The organism is Streptomyces sp. IBSBF 3136 (genome assembly GCF_036815105.1).
Lineage (GTDB): Bacteria > Actinomycetota > Actinomycetes > Streptomycetales > Streptomycetaceae > Streptomyces.
The window spans coordinates 14,329-29,715 of record NZ_JAJSZC010000088.1 but is presented as its reverse complement, the minus strand read 5'-3'; the positions used below and the strand labels follow the sequence as shown (position 1 = coordinate 29,715).

The 15,387-nt window shown below is 72.9% G+C and carries 13 protein-coding genes and 1 tRNA gene; 8 read left to right on the top strand and 6 right to left on the bottom strand.

Features of this window, described 5'->3' with window-relative positions:
- Positions 1-121: 121 nt before the first annotated feature.
- Together V7E45_RS20065 and V7E45_RS20060 are read right to left on the bottom strand one after the other, a co-directional pair.
- Positions 122-892 carry a hypothetical protein gene (locus V7E45_RS20065; protein WP_443056102.1) on the bottom strand — a complete coding sequence of 257 codons (771 nt, stop codon included), beginning with the start codon at positions 890-892 and terminating at the stop codon, positions 122-124.
- A 188-nt stretch (positions 893-1,080) separates the two neighbouring features.
- On the bottom strand, positions 1,081-1,821 hold the full coding sequence (locus V7E45_RS20060; protein WP_333775564.1) for a VOC family protein: 741 nt from the start codon (positions 1,819-1,821) through the stop codon (positions 1,081-1,083).
- Between the two features lie 426 nt (positions 1,822-2,247).
- On the opposite strand from V7E45_RS20060, the gene V7E45_RS20055 reads away from it, so the two are divergent.
- The 3 genes from V7E45_RS20055 (at position 2,248) to V7E45_RS20045 (ending at position 4,175) form a co-directional block, all read left to right on the top strand.
- Entirely contained in the window at positions 2,248-2,685 is a 438-nt protein-coding gene (locus V7E45_RS20055) for a subtilase-type protease inhibitor (RefSeq protein ID WP_333775563.1), read from the top strand.
- A 152-nt stretch (positions 2,686-2,837) separates the two neighbouring features.
- Entirely contained in the window at positions 2,838-3,482 is a 645-nt protein-coding gene (locus V7E45_RS20050; RefSeq protein ID WP_333775566.1) for a TetR/AcrR family transcriptional regulator, read from the top strand.
- 75 nt (positions 3,483-3,557) lie between these two features.
- A complete protein-coding gene (locus V7E45_RS20045; RefSeq protein ID WP_333775562.1) occupies positions 3,558-4,175 on the top strand; it encodes a TIGR03086 family metal-binding protein in 618 nt (205 codons plus the stop codon).
- Between the two features lie 109 nt (positions 4,176-4,284).
- Here V7E45_RS20045 and V7E45_RS20040 read toward each other — a convergent pair whose 3' ends face one another.
- Entirely contained in the window at positions 4,285-6,591 is a 2,307-nt protein-coding gene (locus V7E45_RS20040) for a helix-turn-helix domain-containing protein (RefSeq protein ID WP_333775561.1), read from the bottom strand.
- Positions 6,592-6,774: 183 nt separating this feature from the next.
- On the opposite strand from V7E45_RS20040, the gene V7E45_RS20035 reads away from it, so the two are divergent.
- Both V7E45_RS20035 and V7E45_RS20030 read left to right on the top strand, forming a co-directional pair.
- Positions 6,775-7,467, top strand: a complete 693-nt coding sequence (locus V7E45_RS20035) for a DUF4232 domain-containing protein (RefSeq protein ID WP_333775560.1) — start codon at positions 6,775-6,777, stop codon at positions 7,465-7,467.
- Between the two features lie 58 nt (positions 7,468-7,525).
- Complete coding sequence (locus V7E45_RS20030; protein WP_333775568.1) at positions 7,526-7,687, top strand: hypothetical protein; 162 nt, start codon at positions 7,526-7,528, stop codon at positions 7,685-7,687.
- Positions 7,688-7,774: 87 nt separating this feature from the next.
- On the opposite strand, the gene V7E45_RS20025 is transcribed toward V7E45_RS20030, so the two are convergent.
- Positions 7,775-7,849: transfer RNA gene (locus V7E45_RS20025), tRNA-Trp, on the bottom strand.
- Positions 7,850-7,926: 77 nt separating this feature from the next.
- On the opposite strand from V7E45_RS20025, the gene V7E45_RS20020 reads away from it, so the two are divergent.
- Together V7E45_RS20020 and V7E45_RS20015 are read left to right on the top strand one after the other, a co-directional pair.
- A complete protein-coding gene (locus tag V7E45_RS20020; RefSeq protein WP_333775559.1) occupies positions 7,927-8,475 on the top strand; it encodes a putative immunity protein in 549 nt (182 codons plus the stop codon).
- Positions 8,476-8,612: 137 nt separating this feature from the next.
- Positions 8,613-10,685: a HelD family protein gene (locus V7E45_RS20015; protein WP_443056103.1), complete on the top strand. Its 2,073-nt coding sequence runs from the start codon at positions 8,613-8,615 to the stop codon at positions 10,683-10,685.
- A gap of 191 nt (positions 10,686-10,876) precedes the next feature.
- Here the strand turns inward: V7E45_RS20015 and V7E45_RS20010 are convergent, their stop codons facing one another.
- Together V7E45_RS20010 and V7E45_RS20005 are read right to left on the bottom strand one after the other, a co-directional pair.
- Positions 10,877-11,914, bottom strand: a complete 1,038-nt coding sequence (locus V7E45_RS20010) for a MerR family transcriptional regulator (protein WP_333775557.1) — start codon at positions 11,912-11,914, stop codon at positions 10,877-10,879.
- On the bottom strand, positions 11,908-12,816 hold the full coding sequence (locus tag V7E45_RS20005; RefSeq protein ID WP_333775556.1) for a HEAT repeat domain-containing protein: 909 nt from the start codon (positions 12,814-12,816) through the stop codon (positions 11,908-11,910). Before V7E45_RS20005 ends, V7E45_RS20010 begins: the two co-directional genes overlap by 7 nt.
- Before the next feature lie 279 nt (positions 12,817-13,095).
- Here V7E45_RS20005 and V7E45_RS20000 point away from each other — a divergent pair, with 279 nt between their 5' ends.
- The gene (locus V7E45_RS20000) at positions 13,096-15,258 is read left to right on the top strand and encodes a SpoIIE family protein phosphatase (protein ID WP_333775555.1); all 2,163 of its coding nucleotides are present in this window, start codon (positions 13,096-13,098) and stop codon (positions 15,256-15,258) included.
- Positions 15,259-15,387: the final 129 nt, after the last annotated feature.

Here is a 15,387-nt window from a genome sequence, read left to right as displayed (position 1 = left end):
CCCCTCCCCCACGTGCACCCCGACCGTTCGGAGGCGTGCGGCGGCCCGGGTGCTGTCGTCAGCACCCGGGCCGCGTGCGGCGAACGGACGTCCCGAGCCTGGGCGGGCGGTCCCGCGGTGGTCAGGTGGCGAGGCGGTCGCGGTCCCCCATGACCACGACAGGGTGCTGCACCGGGTCCAGGGTGTGCAGGAGCGTCTTCATCCCGGTCTCGGGGACCGTGACGCATGCCGAGGTGCCGTCACCGTGGTCCATGTGCAGCCAGATCCCGCCGCCCTTCTCCACGCCGTCCGGGCGGCTCCAGTCGAACGGAGGAGCGTCCTTGAGCCGGTTGTAGTCGATGGCGATGACGTAGTCGAAGTCGTGGGCGTGGGCCGGCTCCGGATTCTGCATGGTGGCGTAGGCGTTGTCGTCGTACCAGTACCTGAGCCGGCTGCCGGGGTCGGCGAGCGAGCCTCCCGCGTCGGTCAGCGTGAACACGCCGACGGGACTGTGCTCGTCGTCGATGTGGTGGTCCGCCGTCCAGCCTTGCTTGCCGTTGTGCCCGGACCAGCTGTCCGTACGGTGCCAACTCGAGCCCCGCTTCTGGTAGAGCACGACGAGGCTGTCGGCTGAGTCACGGGCCTCGCCGTAGACGACCACGACCTGCCCGGTGTCGGCCGGTACCTGACTCCACATCCGGTCGCCGACGCCCGGAAGACGCAAGCCGACGTCCTGGCCCGGATGGGCCGAGGCGCCGCCGGGTGCGCCGGGCGTCTTCCGGTCGGCCTCCTGGCCGCAGGCCGTGGCACCGGCGAGCAGGACGCCGCAGGCGACGGCGACGGATATGGCATGGCGCGCACCGCCGCGCCGCATCGGCCGACGACAGGACGGGGTCACCTCGAAGTTCCGCATGGTCCAGATCCTGGGGCGAGGCCGGGACGAGGTGCATCCGGACGCGGCATCCGGCCCAACTGCTCCCTTCGGCGCACGGCCAGGCGGGGCCGGCGGCCGTTTCCCGGGGATGGTGACCCGCGGCGGTGAACGGCTCGGCCGGATGGCCGAGGACGGGGGTGCGGCTCGGCCGGCCAGGTGGCTCCGCGTCAGGACGAGGCGAGCACGCAGAACTCGTGGCCCTCCGGGTCGGTCAGGCATGTCCACGGGACGTCGCCCTGGCCGACGTCGAGGTCGGTTGCGCCGAGCGCCCGCAGCCGGTCCACCTCCGCCGCCTTGTCGTCACCGGGGTACGGCAGCAGGTCGAGATGGACGCGGTCCGGCACGGTCTTCACACCGGGCGTGCGGAGGAATTCCAGATACGGGCCGACACCCTTGGCGGAGCGCAGCACCGCGTGGTCGTCGGACACCTCGCGCAGGGTCCAGTCCAGCGCCTCACCCCAGAAGCCGGCCATGCGCCGCGGATCCGCGCAGTCGACCACCAGTGCGGCGATCGGCCCGGTGTCCCGGTAGATCTCCCGGGGCTCCAGCACGCAGAACTCGTTGCCCTCCGGGTCGGCGAGGACCGTCCACGGCACCTCGCCCTGGCCCACGTCGGCGGGCGTCGCGCCGAGGGCCTTGAGACGTGCGACCAACTCCGCCTGATGGGCGGCGGACGTGGTGGCGAGATCCAGGTGCACACGGTTCTTCGCCGGTGGCTTGGGTTCCGGAACGGGAACGACGTCGACGCCGACGGCGACCGGGTGCGGCCAGACCAGGCCGCCGTCAGGTCCGACATAGGTGCCCACGCCGGGGCTGTAGGCACTCCAGCCCAGCGCCTCGGCCCAGAACCGGCCGACCGCCGAGGCATCAAAAGCCTTCATGATCACGTGAACGGGTCGCAGTGCCATGCGGGCGATCTTATGCACGCCGTGTCGCACAGCGCGCCGCTCCCGGCAACTGCACGCAGTACACGGCCCGTTGCCCGGGAGCCGGGGCCCGGCGAGGAAGACCACGTCGTGGCGGTCTTCGCCGAGGATCGACGAGCCGCGAGTGGACGCGGAGGGTAGGCAGGCCGTCACTTCCAGCCATTCTCCAGGTGTGATGACCATGGCGACCTGCGCTTTTCACCCCTCAAGACTATGCAGATTCACACCTATCCGAACTGAATAATGACTTACGCCGGGCGGGTCGCGCCCGTGACCAGCCCACACGGCATTCACATCTCGCACACAGGTGCGGCACGTCTCAAACATGGTCGGTCGACTGGCCTTGCCCCGTTGCTCAGGCGAAGCTTCTTCCGGCCCACAAGGCCCCGACCCTCAGAAGGAGTTCTCATGCGCACGAACCTGCGCTTCGCCGGCACCGCCGCAGCCGCCACCGCACTGATCGGTGGAGCGCTCGCCGTCACCTCGGTCACCGCCTCCGCGGCACCGGCAAGCCTGTACGCGCCCTCGGCCCTGGTCCTCACCATGTCCTACCCCGGTGGGTCGACCGACACCGCAGCTCGCGCCGTCACCCTGAGCTGTATGCCCGGCGCCGGCGGCACCCATCCCGACCCCGCCGGGGCGTGCGCGGACCTGCGTGCCGCCGACGGCCGGATCGACTCGCTGCTGTCCACGGCGCCCGGCCAGGCCTGTACGCGACTGTGGTCGCCCGTCACCGTCACCGTCGACGGTGTCTGGCAGGGCACGCGCACCTCCTGGAAACACACCTTTGCGAACTCCTGCGAAATGAACAACGCCGTCCAGCAGAACAGTCTCCTCAACTTCTGACCCCGCGGCGGTCGACGGGCGCCGGCGTGCGGCCGTCACGGGCGGCGCGGCCGGACCCGTGCGGGGACCCGGCCCGCCGCAGGGGTGCCCCCTCGCCGACGAGAGGAACCCTGCCTGCCACGCGCTACTGTTCCCGCGTGGCAGGCAAGGACATATCCACTACTCGGCCGGACGGGCGGGTCGAGCGGGGGAACCGGACACGGCAGCTCGTGCTGGGCCGGACCGTCGAGATCGCGTCCGTGGAGGGCCTCGGGGCCCTGTCCGTCGGCCGGCTGGCGACGGAACTCGGGCTCAGCAAGAGCGGGGTGTTCGCGCTCTTCGGCTCCAAGGAGGGGCTGCAGCTCGCCACCGTACGCGAAGCGGGCCGCGTCTTCACCGAGCGGGTGCTGCGTCCGGTGGCGGACGCGCCGGCCGGGGTCCTGCGGGTGTGGCGGCTGTGCGAGACATGGCTCGAGTACTCGCGGACCCGCGTCTTTCCCGGCGGCTGCTTCTTCTACGAGATCATCGCCGAGTTCGACGCCCGTTCGGGGCCGGTGCACGACGCCGCGGTCCGGGCCCAGCGCGCCTGGTCGGCCCATGTGGAGGAGACCATCGCGCAGGCTCGTGACGCCGGCGACCTGCACACCGACATCGATGTCTCCCAACTCGCCTTCGAGTTGCTGGCATTGATGGAGACGGCCAACGGCATAGCGGTCCTGCACGGCGAGGAGACCGCCTACCGGCGGGCCCGGACGGGGATCGCCGCGCGGCTGCGGGCCGCCGCTGTCGATCCGCGCCTGGTGCCCCAAGTCGACTGAGCCGAAAAGGGGTTACCTCTGTGCGCGCCTCCTAAACAGGTAGCACGATCGTTCGCACAGTTTTAGGCTCGGTGTATGAATCCGAGCGAAGCGGACCTCGTCGGGTTGGACCGGATGGCCGTGCGCGAGGCGGTCCGCCTGGTGGACCTGGCCGGGGAGGACGACTGGGAGCGGGACTCCCCCTGCGCGGGGTGGACGCTGCGCCGGCTCGTGGCGCACATGACGGCTCAGCACCACGGTTTCGCGGCCGCCGCGCGAGGTGAGGGGCAGGACGCCGCCCGCTGGCGGGAACCGCGTGACATGAGCGATCCGGCGCAGGCGCACCGCACGGCCGCGGCGGCCGTACTCGACGCGTTCGGCGAACCGGGCTCGACGGACCGGGAGTTCGCGCTGCCCGAGCTGGGCGGCAGCTTCCCCGGCCGTAGCGCCATCGGCTTCCACCTCGTCGACTACGTGGTGCACGCCTGGGATGTCGCCGCCACCCTAGGCCTGCGCGTGCGGTTGCCGGCGGACGTACTCGGCGCCGGGCTCGCCATCGCCCGACGCGTCCCCGCCGATCCGGCGCTGCGGGGCCCCGGCTTCGCGTTCGCGCGCGTGGTGCGGGCACCCGAGGAAGCCGAGCGATCCGGACCGCTGGAGGAGACCCTGCGGCTGCTCGGAAGGCGGCCTGAGCGGTGGCCCACGCGCGAGTGAGTCCCGGGGGCGCTCGGCCGCGGTCGGCCGAGTCAGCCGGCCGGAGTCGCCCGACCGCCCCGTACCGGGCGACGGGATCGGGGAACCCCGGGCGGATTCCGCGGCTCGCTCACACGCCGGTGGGATCCTGGTCGAGCGCGGCGAGTGCGCTGTCGGCCTCGTCTTGACGGGGGCTTCTCAGCCCGGCGAGGGCGTCGCGGGCGGCGACCAGTGTCTCCCGGGCCTCCGGGTGGCCCATGGCGCCGAGCACCTGACCGAGGTCGAGCCGGGCCTGTTCGACCCAGGCCGGCATCTGCGCGGTCTCGAACGCGGCGAGCGCCTGGCGCAGCGGCGGCTCCGCCTCGTGCCAGCGCTCAAGAGCCGCCAGGTCGTTACCGATCTGCTGCCGGGCGACCGCGTGGTACAGCGCGATCAGTTCGTCCGTACGGCCCGGGACCCCCTCCCGGCAGATCTGTTCGCTGCGGCGGTGGATCTCCAGGGCTTCCGTCGCCCGGCCGATCTGGCGCAGCAGGGTACCGAGGGTGTTGAGGATCGTCAGTTCGGCCAGCCTTGCCTGTGGGGAGCTCTGCGAGGCGAGGCAGTGGGCCGCTTCGCGCAGTCGCGCCCGGGCCTCATCCGTGCGGCCCAGACGGTGCAGTGCTCCCGCGGCGTAGCCGAGCGCCCAGCCTTCCTGGAGTCCGTCCTCGCTGTCGCGGGCCGCCACGAGCGCGGCTTCGGCGGACACCAGGGCTGCCCGGGGGTCGTGGACGCAGAGGTTGTGGGCCCAGGCGAGATAGTTGAGGTGGGCCGCTTCCTCTCGTCTGCTGCCGAGGGCGCGGGCGGAGTCGGCGGAGCGCTGGAACACCTCGACCCACTGCTCCCAGTGCTGGTTGAGGTCGGAGAACCAGTGCATCGCCTCCGCCGTGTCCAGGACCTGCCGGTGCCGGCCGGTGTCGTGGGCCCGGCGCAGCGCGGCGAGCCACTGGGCTCGCTCGGCCTCCAGCCAGGCCCGCGCCTCCTCCCGACCGGTGGGCGCTCCCTCCGGGTCCGGGTCACCGGACGGCGCCGTTCGGTCGTGGTCGACGTCGAAGTGCAGCGCTGCGGCGGTGGCCCGGCTCAGCATCCACCGCGTGGTCCGGCCGAGGGCGGCGTCGCGCTCGGCGGGGCCGTCCTCGGCCTCGACCCGTTCGGCCGCGTAGAGCCTGAGCAGGTCGTGGAACCGGTAGCGCTCGGCGACGGGATCGCTCTGGAGCAGTCCGGCGTCGGTGAGTTCCTCGGCGCAGGCGACCGCCTCGTCGTGAGTCAGCCCGGCCAGGAGCGCGCCGGTCTCCGGGCTGAAGTCCGCCCCGGCGGCCAGTGCGGCCCGCCGCAAAAACGTCCGCGACTTCGGGCGCAGTTGACGGTAGGAGAGGGCGAAGGCGGCCCGTACCCGGAGGCTCCCGGCCTCGAGTCCGTCCAGTCGTCGGCCCTCGGCGGCGAGCCGGGCGACGAGCTTGCCCAGGCGTTCGTGCGGCCGGCTGAGGAGGCGCTGTCCGGCGATCCGGACGGCGAGGGGCAGGTGGCCACACAGATCGGCGAGGTCGCGCGCGGCCTGTGCTTCGGCCCGCACCCGTTCGGGGCCGACGATACGGGTGAGCAGTTCCACCGCTTCCTCGCGCCGCAGCAGGGCCAGATCGCAGCGGTGGACGGATGCCAGACCTGCCAGGGCCTGGCGGCTCGTCACGATGGTCAGCGAAGGGCCGGTGCCGGGCAGCAGCGGGCTGACCTGGGACTCGTCGGTGGCGTTGTCCAGCAGCAGGAGCAGTCGCCGCTCGGCGGCCAGGGAACGCCACAGGCTCACGCGGTCCTCGGTGCCGGCCGGTATCGCGGCGTCGGCGATTCCCATGGCGCCCAGCAGCCGGGCCAGCGCGTCACGGGGAGTGGTCGGCTCGGCGTCCATGCCGTGCAGGTCGAGGGCGAGTTGGCCGTCAGGGAAGTGCGGGGCGAGACGGTGGGCGGCGTGCACGGCGAACGCGGTCTTGCCCAGTCCCGGCTGTCCGGCGACCACGGTGACCAGCGGCCGGTCCGAGGCAGTGCCCCGCGCGAGTTCCAGCAGGCGGGCGAGAGCCGCGTCGCGGGCGGTGAAGTCCTGGATGTCGCGCGGCAGGGCCAAGGGGACGGGTGCGGCCGGGCCTTCGGCCGTCCGAGGACGTGGCCGCCCCAGCGCGGCGGAGGCCTCCAGGCCGGCCGTCTCGTCGTCGTCCAGTCCCAGCGCTTCGGCCAGGGCCTGAACCGTACGGCGCTGCGGCCCTCGGGTGCGGCCGCGCTCCATGTCGGCCAGTGCCCTGACGCTCACCCCGGCGGTGTGCGACAGCGCCTCCTGGCTCAGTCCGGCGCGGGTCCGCAGGGAGCGCAGCCGCTGCCCGAAGTCCTCCGTGCAAGGCGTGCCACCACGCACGTCGACGTCCCCGATCTTCCGGCTCGTCCGGACACGAGCCCCCCGGCAGAAGTATGACGGACAGTGGTTCTGCCGGTGGAACCGCCTGGGACACATGGCCGGTCGGTGGTCGACTGAAGGCCGAAGAACGATTTTGGCCGACGGCACGAGCCGCGGCCCCGCACCACTCACGGGGAACCTTCCATGAACCTCTCGCTCCACCGCTCCATGCTGCTCGCCTCCGCCGGCGCGGCGCTTGCGTTGTCCCTCACCGCCTGCCAGAGCGACACAGCCACCAAGTCGGCTCCCGCGGCGACCTCTTCGACGACCGGAAAGGCGGCTTCCGACGGACGGACCAGCGCGTCCGGTACGACGGGCTCGACCGGTCAGGCGCACTCGACGGCGTCGAAAGGCTCGACCCACCGCGCCGACAAGGGTGGTTCCGCGGGCTCGACCGGAGAGCAGGCGTCCGCCGCCGCCCGGGTCTGCACCGCCCGGGACGTCACCGTCACCGCCGCCACACAGGGTGGTCCGCCCTACACCCACATCGTCCTCACGGCGAAGAACACCTCCGGCCACTCCTGCCGGCTGGCGGGTGCGCCGCACATCCAGTTCCTGGAGAGCCACAAGCAGGACGTCCCGGTGGTCGCCAGGAGCAAGCCGGCCGCACCGGTCGTGCTCACGGCGGGGGCTCCCGCCTATGCCCTGGTGAAGCTGTCGGACGGTGGGGTCGACGAGGACGACGAGCCAGTGTCGGCGTTCTCCGTCACGCTGGAGGGCGACTCCACGGTCAAGGCCGTCGACGCACCCGGCAGCGGCGGGATCGCCGTGGACCCCGCGAAGGCCCTCACCGGCTACTGGACCCCCGAACTCCGCAACGGCGCGGACGACTTCTGAGCCACGCCGGGAGGCATGACGACAGCGGCGAGCGGCCCGGCAGCCGCGGCGCACAGGAGTGTCGCTGCGGCGAGGCTGCCCCGTCCTGCGCCGCGCGGGTCTCCTCACGGGCCGCCGACAGGGCCGCTACGTCCGCTACATCCGCTACATCCGCTACAGCCTCAACCTGCCCGACCTGACGGCCCTGGGGACCGACCTGCCGGCAGCCGTACTGCGCTGAGCAGAACCGTGGCACGGGCGGCCGGGCAACGCGACCCGTCCGTGGCCGGTTCGTCGCCGTGTGCGTGCCTCGCACGGCTGGAGCGGGCGGAGCCGGCCGGATTCGAACCGGCGTCCTCGCGATTTTGGAGACCGCGCGCGTCGACCTCTGCGCTACGACTCCGCTTGCCCCACATCGTATGCGCTCGGATGACCGAAGGCCGTCGATCCGGGAGTCCGCGATGGGGGGAAAATGGGACCATGGCCGAGGACGCGAGCGAGATCGTTCTGAGCAAGCAGGACCTTCGTGAGGTCGCGGCGTTCGCCGCCGCGTGCGCGGAGACGGTGCTCGGCATCTTCGAGGCGGATCAGCCGAACGACTCGCGGCCCCGAGAGGCCGTCGGTGCCGCGTGGGAGTTCGCTCGGGGCGGCGAACGCGGGAAGGCCCTGCGCGACACGGCGTCGGCGGCCCTCAAGGCGGCCAAGGGCGCCGAGACGGCGGCCGCCCGGGAGGCGGCGTGGGCGGCGATGTCCGCGGCAGGCGCCGCCTATCTGCATCCACTGGCCAAGTCCACCCAGGTCAAGCACATCCTCGGAGCCGGCGCCTACGCGGCCAGAGCGGCCGAACTGGTCGCCGGGGACGATCGGGCCGTCGGCGCCCAGAGCCTCGAGCGGACGGTGCGTCGTGCGGCACCGGCCGTCGTCGACGTGCTCAGGCGCTTCCCGGCTGCGCCGGATGGCGGCGGCCGGGTCGGTGAGTTGATCCGTGTTCTGGACGCCGGACTTCGTTCGCTGCCCCTCGGTGTCTGAGCCACCAGCGACCGCGCCACCGCACCGCAGGACACGTTCCACCCGGTTTGGTCAATATTTACTTTCCCGGAAACCCTCTGCATAGTGGCGCCTCGACAAACGGGCGGTCGAGCCGAGAGGGCTTTTTCTTGTCTCAGATCAACGACGTCGCCGCGCGCGAGGTGGAGCTTGAGCGGGCTCAAGTCCTTTTCATCGGCGAGCTGTTCGACGAGCGGCTGGCCGGCGCGCGGGAGCAGTTGGCACGGGTTCTCGCCTCGCCGGCCGACGCCGCGGGCGAGGTGTACGAGAGGGAGGTGGCGGCCGGACGACTGGCGAGGGAGGTTCGCCGACTCGAAGGGGCCGAGGACGGGCTGGTCTTCGGCCGGATCGACCGGGCGGACGGAACCGTCCTGCGGATCGGTCGGCTGGGGCTGCACAGGGAGTCGGACGAGCTGCCCGTACTGGTGGACTGGCGGGCGGAGGCCGCGCGGCCCTTCTACGAGGCGACGCCGGTTCACCCCATGGAGCTGCGGCGGCGCCGCCATCTGCGCCTGGCGGACCGCTCGGTGGTGGGGGTGAGCGACGAGCTGCTCGACGGCTCCGCACCCACCGGACAGGACGTGGTCGGCGACGGCCCGCTGACGGCGGCGCTCCAGGAACGGCGAACGGGCCGGATGGGTACGGCCGTTGCCACGCTCCAGGCCGAGCAGGACGCCATCGTGCGCTCGCCGCACCGCGGGGTGACGGTGGTGCAGGGCGGTCCGGGGACCGGCAAGACGGTGGTGGCGCTGCACCGTGCCGCGTACGTGCTGTACGCGTTCCCGAAGGCGTCCGAGCGCGGTGTGCTCGTGCTGGGACCGAACGCGCGGTTCCTCGAATACATCAGCCAGGTGCTGCCCTCGCTCGGGGAGAACGACGTCGTGCTGGCGACCTGTGAGGAGCTGGCCGGCGTCACGCCGAGCGCTGCCGACCCGGTCGAGGTGGCCCGCCTGAAAGGCGGTGCCGCACTGGCCGACGGGCTGGCCGCCGCCGTCCGCTCACGGCAGGCCCCGGACGGCCACTTCGAGATCGGCGTCGGACAGGAATGGGTCCGGCTGCAGGACGGGGAGGTCGTACAGGCACGGGAGTCGGCACGGACCAGCGGTCTCGCGCACAACCGGGCGCGTCGGCACTTCAAGGAGCTGCTGGTCGACGCCCTCGTCCGGGAGCTGGCCCGCAGCGGCGCCGAGGCGCTCGAACGGATCGACGCGGAGGTGGCACAGCTGACCGGCCTGGATCTGGATCGGGCCGCGGCGGCGGATCTGCGCCGCCTCGGAATCGACGACGCGCCCTCCACCGGTACCGACGCGTTCGACGCCGAGGCGGTGCGCGCCGACCTCCTGGACGACGCCCTGCTCGACCGGGCCGTCGAGGACCTGTGGCCGCGGCTCACGCCCGGCGAGGTGGTGCGGTCCCTGCTGGCGGACGCCGACGCGCTGGCCGCTCATCTGCCGGAGCTCACCGCCGACGAGCGGGCGCTGTTGCGACGTAGGCCTGGTGCGCCCTGGACGGACGCCGATGTGCCGCTTCTCGACGAGGCGGCGAGCCTGGTGGACGGGCCGCCTGAGCAGGTCTTCGGGCACGTCGTCGTCGACGAGGCCCAGGAACTCACCGTCATGCAGTGGCGGATGATCATGCGCCGTTGCCCGGGCAGGTCCATGACGCTGGTCGGGGACTTCGCCCAGGCGGGCCCGACGACGGTGGCCCGGGACTGGAAGGAGGCACTCGGCCCGGAACTCGGACGCCGCTTCGACCTGCGCACCCTGACCGTCAGCTACCGGACCACGCAGGAGATCCTCGCCGTGACGGGGGACTTGCTGGCCCGGATCGCCCCCGGCCGGCCGGTGATCCGGTCGATCCGGCACGGCGAGGCGCCCCGGACCCTCGCCACCGCTGCGGAGTCGCTCGTCACCGCGCTCCTGCGCGAGCTGCGGGAACAAGGAGCGGCGCACCCGGGCGAGTTGATCGGGGTGATCTGCGCGGACGACAGGGCGGAGCGGCTCACGGCGGCCGGGATCGAGCAGCACGCCCGACTGGTGCCGGCCTCGCAGGCGCGGGGCCTGGAGTTCGACGCCACCGTCGTGGTCGACCCCGACGGGATCACCGCCGGCCGCCCCGGCGGCGAGCGTGACCTGTACGTGGCCCTGACTCGCGCCACCAAGCGGCTGTGCACCCTCACGGTCCAGTCCTGAGGATCACGGGCTGAGCCGGGTCCTCGAGCGGTATGGCTCCCGGCTCAGCCGAGCAGGGCCGCCTCGATGGGGCGGCGCACGGCGAGGCGGGCGGGTGGGCCCGGGCTCCGAGGCCACCGTGTGTCTCATGAGACACATCGAAGGTGGGCGACGACGGACGGGCGCGGCTCCGTTTCCTCGGCCCCGCGCTTTCAGCCGTCCTCGCCCTCCCGCGCTTCGCGGGACCGGTCGTCGAGGACTCCGGAGAAGGCCGAGGCGATGAGGGCGACAGCGGGGTCGTCGTCATGGGCCAGTCGGCGCAGGGTGTCCCGCGCGGTGGTACCCGGTAGTTCGAGCAGTGCCTGGGTGATGCGGATGCGGCTGGCGGAGTCCGCTGTGGGGCGGGCGAGTTCGTCGGCCAGGGCGGTCAGGATCCGGTCCGCGCGCGCTGGGTCCTGGGACAGCGTTCCCAGGACCTCCGCCGCGTCGACGTCGTTCAGCCCCTCGACCACCATGCGGACCAGTGCCGGCACGGCCGCGGACACGCCACGCCTGCCCAGGGCCAGGGCGGCGTGCCCGCGCACCGTCGCGTCCGGGTCTGCGAGCACGTCCGCGAGAGCAGCGGTCGTCCCCGGCGCCTCGGGCATCCCGGCGATGGCGATCACCGCCCGCCGCCGCACCGCCACGTCCTGCGAGCGCACGCCCGCGGCCAACGTCGCCATGCCGTCGCCGCCCGACCGGGCGAGCGCCCAGCGCAGGGCGCCGGCGACGTTGGGGTCCGATTCGGTGAGGACCGCCCCGGCCAGCAGCTCGGCGGGGGCCGATCCGCTGTCCGGGCCGGCCAGGACCGTCTGCTGCCTGCGCGCGGCACTGGTCGAGTTGAGCCCCTGCATGAGCTCGACGACGCGCAGGACGTCCTGCCACCCGGCGGGCGCCGACGCGTCGATCGCGTGGAGCCGCTCAAGCAGTTCGCGTTCCCGCTCCAGACGGTCTTCCGTCCACCGGATCAGGTCGCTGACGAGGGCGGCGGGGGTGAAGGCCGGGTCCTCCAGCGCGCGCCCGATCTGCTTGAGCGAGAGCCCGAGGGACCGCAGGCTCTCCACGTGGAAGATCCTGCGGACGTCCTCGGCGGAGTACTCGCGGTAGCCGCCCGTGGTGCGGCCGGTCGGGCGCACTAGCCCCAGCGCGTCGTAGTGCCGGAGCATCCGAGCGCTCACCCCCGAGCGGCGGGCCACTTCGCCGATCAACACCGCACGGGCTCCGCGGACTCCACAGTCTCCGCGGACTCCACAGTCTCCGGGACCTCGGCAGTCTCCGGGACGTCGGCGATCTCGGCGCCCCCCGTCGCCTCGGTCGTCCCGGCGGGCCCCGCCCCCACCGCCTCGGCGGTTCCGACCGCCTCGGCGGCCCGTACTGGCTCGGCGGTCCCCCCGGTGCCGGCGGTCCCCACGGTCCGGGCGGCCCCGGAAGCCGCATCGGCCGCGGCCGCTCCCTCCGGACCGAGCATGACGACGCGCTTCGCCTCGTCGAGACCGGCCTCCGGGTGCTGCCGGAGCCACTCGGTGGCACGGGCGTGCGCGGCCACCGCGGGGTCGGGATCGTCGGCGGCCTCCGCGAGGACCGGCCTGGTCTCGTCGCCCAGGTCGACCAGGGCACGGCTCAGGCTCAGCCGCACACCGCGGCCGCCGCGGCCGAGCTGCGTGATCAGTGCGGCGGCCAGGTCCTCCTTCTCGCCCTCGGGTACGAGGGCGACCGCGACGCGCCACGCGGTCCGCGCGACCTCGTCGTCGGCGTCGTACAGCATGTCGCCCGTGATCCAGGGCCACACCATCCTGTCGCCGATCTTGGAGAGGGTGTGCAAAGCCTGACTGCGGGCCTGGGGGTGCTGGGAGTCGAGTTCCTGGCGGATCCGGGGCAGGGTGATCTCCGGCGGGAGCCGGGTCAGGGCCCAGGACAGCATGTCCCGTACGAAGAAGTCGGGCTCGGCCGCGCACCGCTCGATCAGCGGTTCCAGGAAGCCGGGAGCGGCGGACGAGCCGGCTGCCAGGGCTGCCTGGAGCCGGACCGACGGCGCCTCGGCGCTCAGGGCCCGGGTCAGGCGGGTGTGTTGCGGTGTTCCGTTGGTCGCGTCGATCGGGACCACCTCCTGCACCCAGGGGACACCTTACCAACGTGTCAAGGTCAAGCCCGAGGCCGACTCTCGGTGTCCGGTGCCGGTCGCGGTTTCGGCGCCTGACGGATCCCCACAGGGCGGGGCAGGCCCCGCCGCCTCGGCGCATCTCACTGTGCACGTCCGGCGCGTGATCCGCCGCTGTGGGCGAAGCGACTCCCGGTGTTATTCAATGAGGTGTGCGGTCAGGGATCTCGGGGCCCGGTCGCACGGGTCCGAGTACGGTCCCGGCGCAGCGCCGGGGATTGCCGAGAGAGCCGCATGGACTCCACATCCTCCCCTTCGTCCTCATCGCCGTTCGGCCTGGTCAGCAGTGCCCTCAGCCGCTACATCCCGGGCGGAGGGGCGACAGCGGAGAGCGGTGCCGCCGACGCGCAGGGTGACAGCACTCCCGGTCGGCGCGTACCGGACAACGGGACGGCCGGCCGACAGGACCAGATCCTCGGCGCGATCAACCTGGACGGGGACCTGCGGATCACCCGCTGCAACCTGGACGCCCCCGTGTTCGCGGGTCTGGACGCCGCGCCCGGGAGTCCTTTCGTGGATCTGTTGCCACCGGGGGACGTGCCGACGGTCACCCGGCGGTTGCGGCAGGTCATGGAGACCGGTGAGGCGCATGTCGCGCGGATCCAGCGGCTGCGGCGCGCCGAGGGTTCGGAGCTGGTGGTGTCGCTGAGCATCCTGCCCGCCGCGATGCCTCAGGAGAGCCTGACCGTCTCCGTTATCGCCATGGCCAGGAGGCTGCACCTGTACGCCGCCGAGACCGCGATCGGGACCTCGCTGGACATCGGCGAGACCGCGCAGTCGCTGGCCGAGTCGCTGCTGGCCTGGGGCGACGTGGCGGCCATCGACCTCGATTTCGCGGTGTGGACGGGCGAGGGGGTCACCGAGAAGACGCGGGGCCGCATCCGGCTGCGGCGGGCGGCCCTGGTGCCGGACCGAGCGTGGCCCGAGGGGTACGTGACTCCGGGCGACGATCTTCCGAGCGACGCGAGCCGGATGCTGGCGCAGGCGGTGCAGCGGGACGACGCCCCGCAGGCCATCGTGATCCCCGACCGGGAGGCGGTCGAGCGGGTGCTGGGCAGTCCGCGGGTGATGCGTGCGCTGGTGCCCGGTGACCGGTCGGCCGGGGTGGCGTGCATACCGCTGGTCCTGGACGGCGAGCCGCCGGTCGTGCTGGGCGTGGCGGAGGTCTGGCGGCGGGCGGACCGCCCCTTCCGTGACAGCGAGCTGTTCGAACTGCAGGAACTGGTGGCCAGGACCGCCCATCACGTGGACCTGGCCCGCCAGCACCAGCGTGAGCACACGCAGGTGCTGGCGTTGCAGCGCCGGCTGCTGCCGCGGACCGGCGGCGACACCGTCGAGATCGCGAGCGTCTACCAGCCGGCCACACCCGACAGCGCGGGCGTCGGCGGCGACTGGGTGAACAGCTTTCCGCTGCCGGACGGCCGTACCGCGCTGGTGGTCGGAGACGTCGTCGGGCACGGTCTGGGCGCAGCGGCGACCATGGGCCAGCTGAGCATGGAGGCCCGCGCCCTGCTGTCGGCGGGTCTCGCGCCCGACGAGGTGCTGGAGCACTTGGACAACACCGTGACGATGCTGGACGACGCGGAGTCCGGGCTGGCGGCGGGCTACAGCGCTCTGGGGTCGACATGCTGCATCGCCCTCTACGACCCGGTCAGCCACCGCGTGTCGCTGTCCAGCGCCGGGCACCTGCCCCCGGTCCTGGTCTCACCGGACGGACACGCGGGTCCGCTCGCGGTCCGTCCTCATCCCGGCCTGGGCGCGGAGTTCGCACTCCGCGAGCCGTTTGACGTGCACACATTCGACGCGCCGCCGGGCTCCCTGCTCGCCCTCTACACCGACGGCCTGGTCGAGGATCCCAGCATGTCGATCGACGAGGGCATCGGCAGGCTGACGGAAGCCGTCTCCACGGTGCACCCCTGGGACGCCCTGCCCAGGGCCGCACGGCACGTGGTGTCCACGCTGGCGCCCGTGCGGCAGCGCGACGACGTGACCCTGCTGCTCGCGCGCATGATCGGCTACCGCCAGGGGGACACCGCGACCTGGCGGCTGCCCGCCCGCTACGACGCGCCCGCCCGGGCCCGTGGGTACGTCTCCGTGTTGCTGCGGCAATGGCGTATCAGGGAGGAGACCCGGGACAACGTGCTGCTGCTGGTCAGCGAGCTGGTGACGAACTCGGTGCGGTTCGCCACCGGTCCCGTCACCGTGCGGCTGATCAGGGCCGGCCACGGGCTGCTGTGCGAGGTGGGCGACACCGGCAACGGCAGGCCGCGTCTGGGCCGGGGCGCCCCCTTCGACGACGGCGGCCGCGGCCTGCGCGTCGTGCACCGGCTCACCACCCGGTGGGGGGTGCGGTGGACGGACACGGGCAAGGTGATCTGGGCGGAGGTCGCGAGGTGACGCGGCCGTGGGGCGGGGCGGTCCTGGGCGGACGTACGGGTGGTACGGCTGTGCGGGTGGTACGGCTGCACGGCGGACGGTACGGCGGTACCTACGGCGGGCGCCCGCGGCGGTGACGGGGTGGTGACC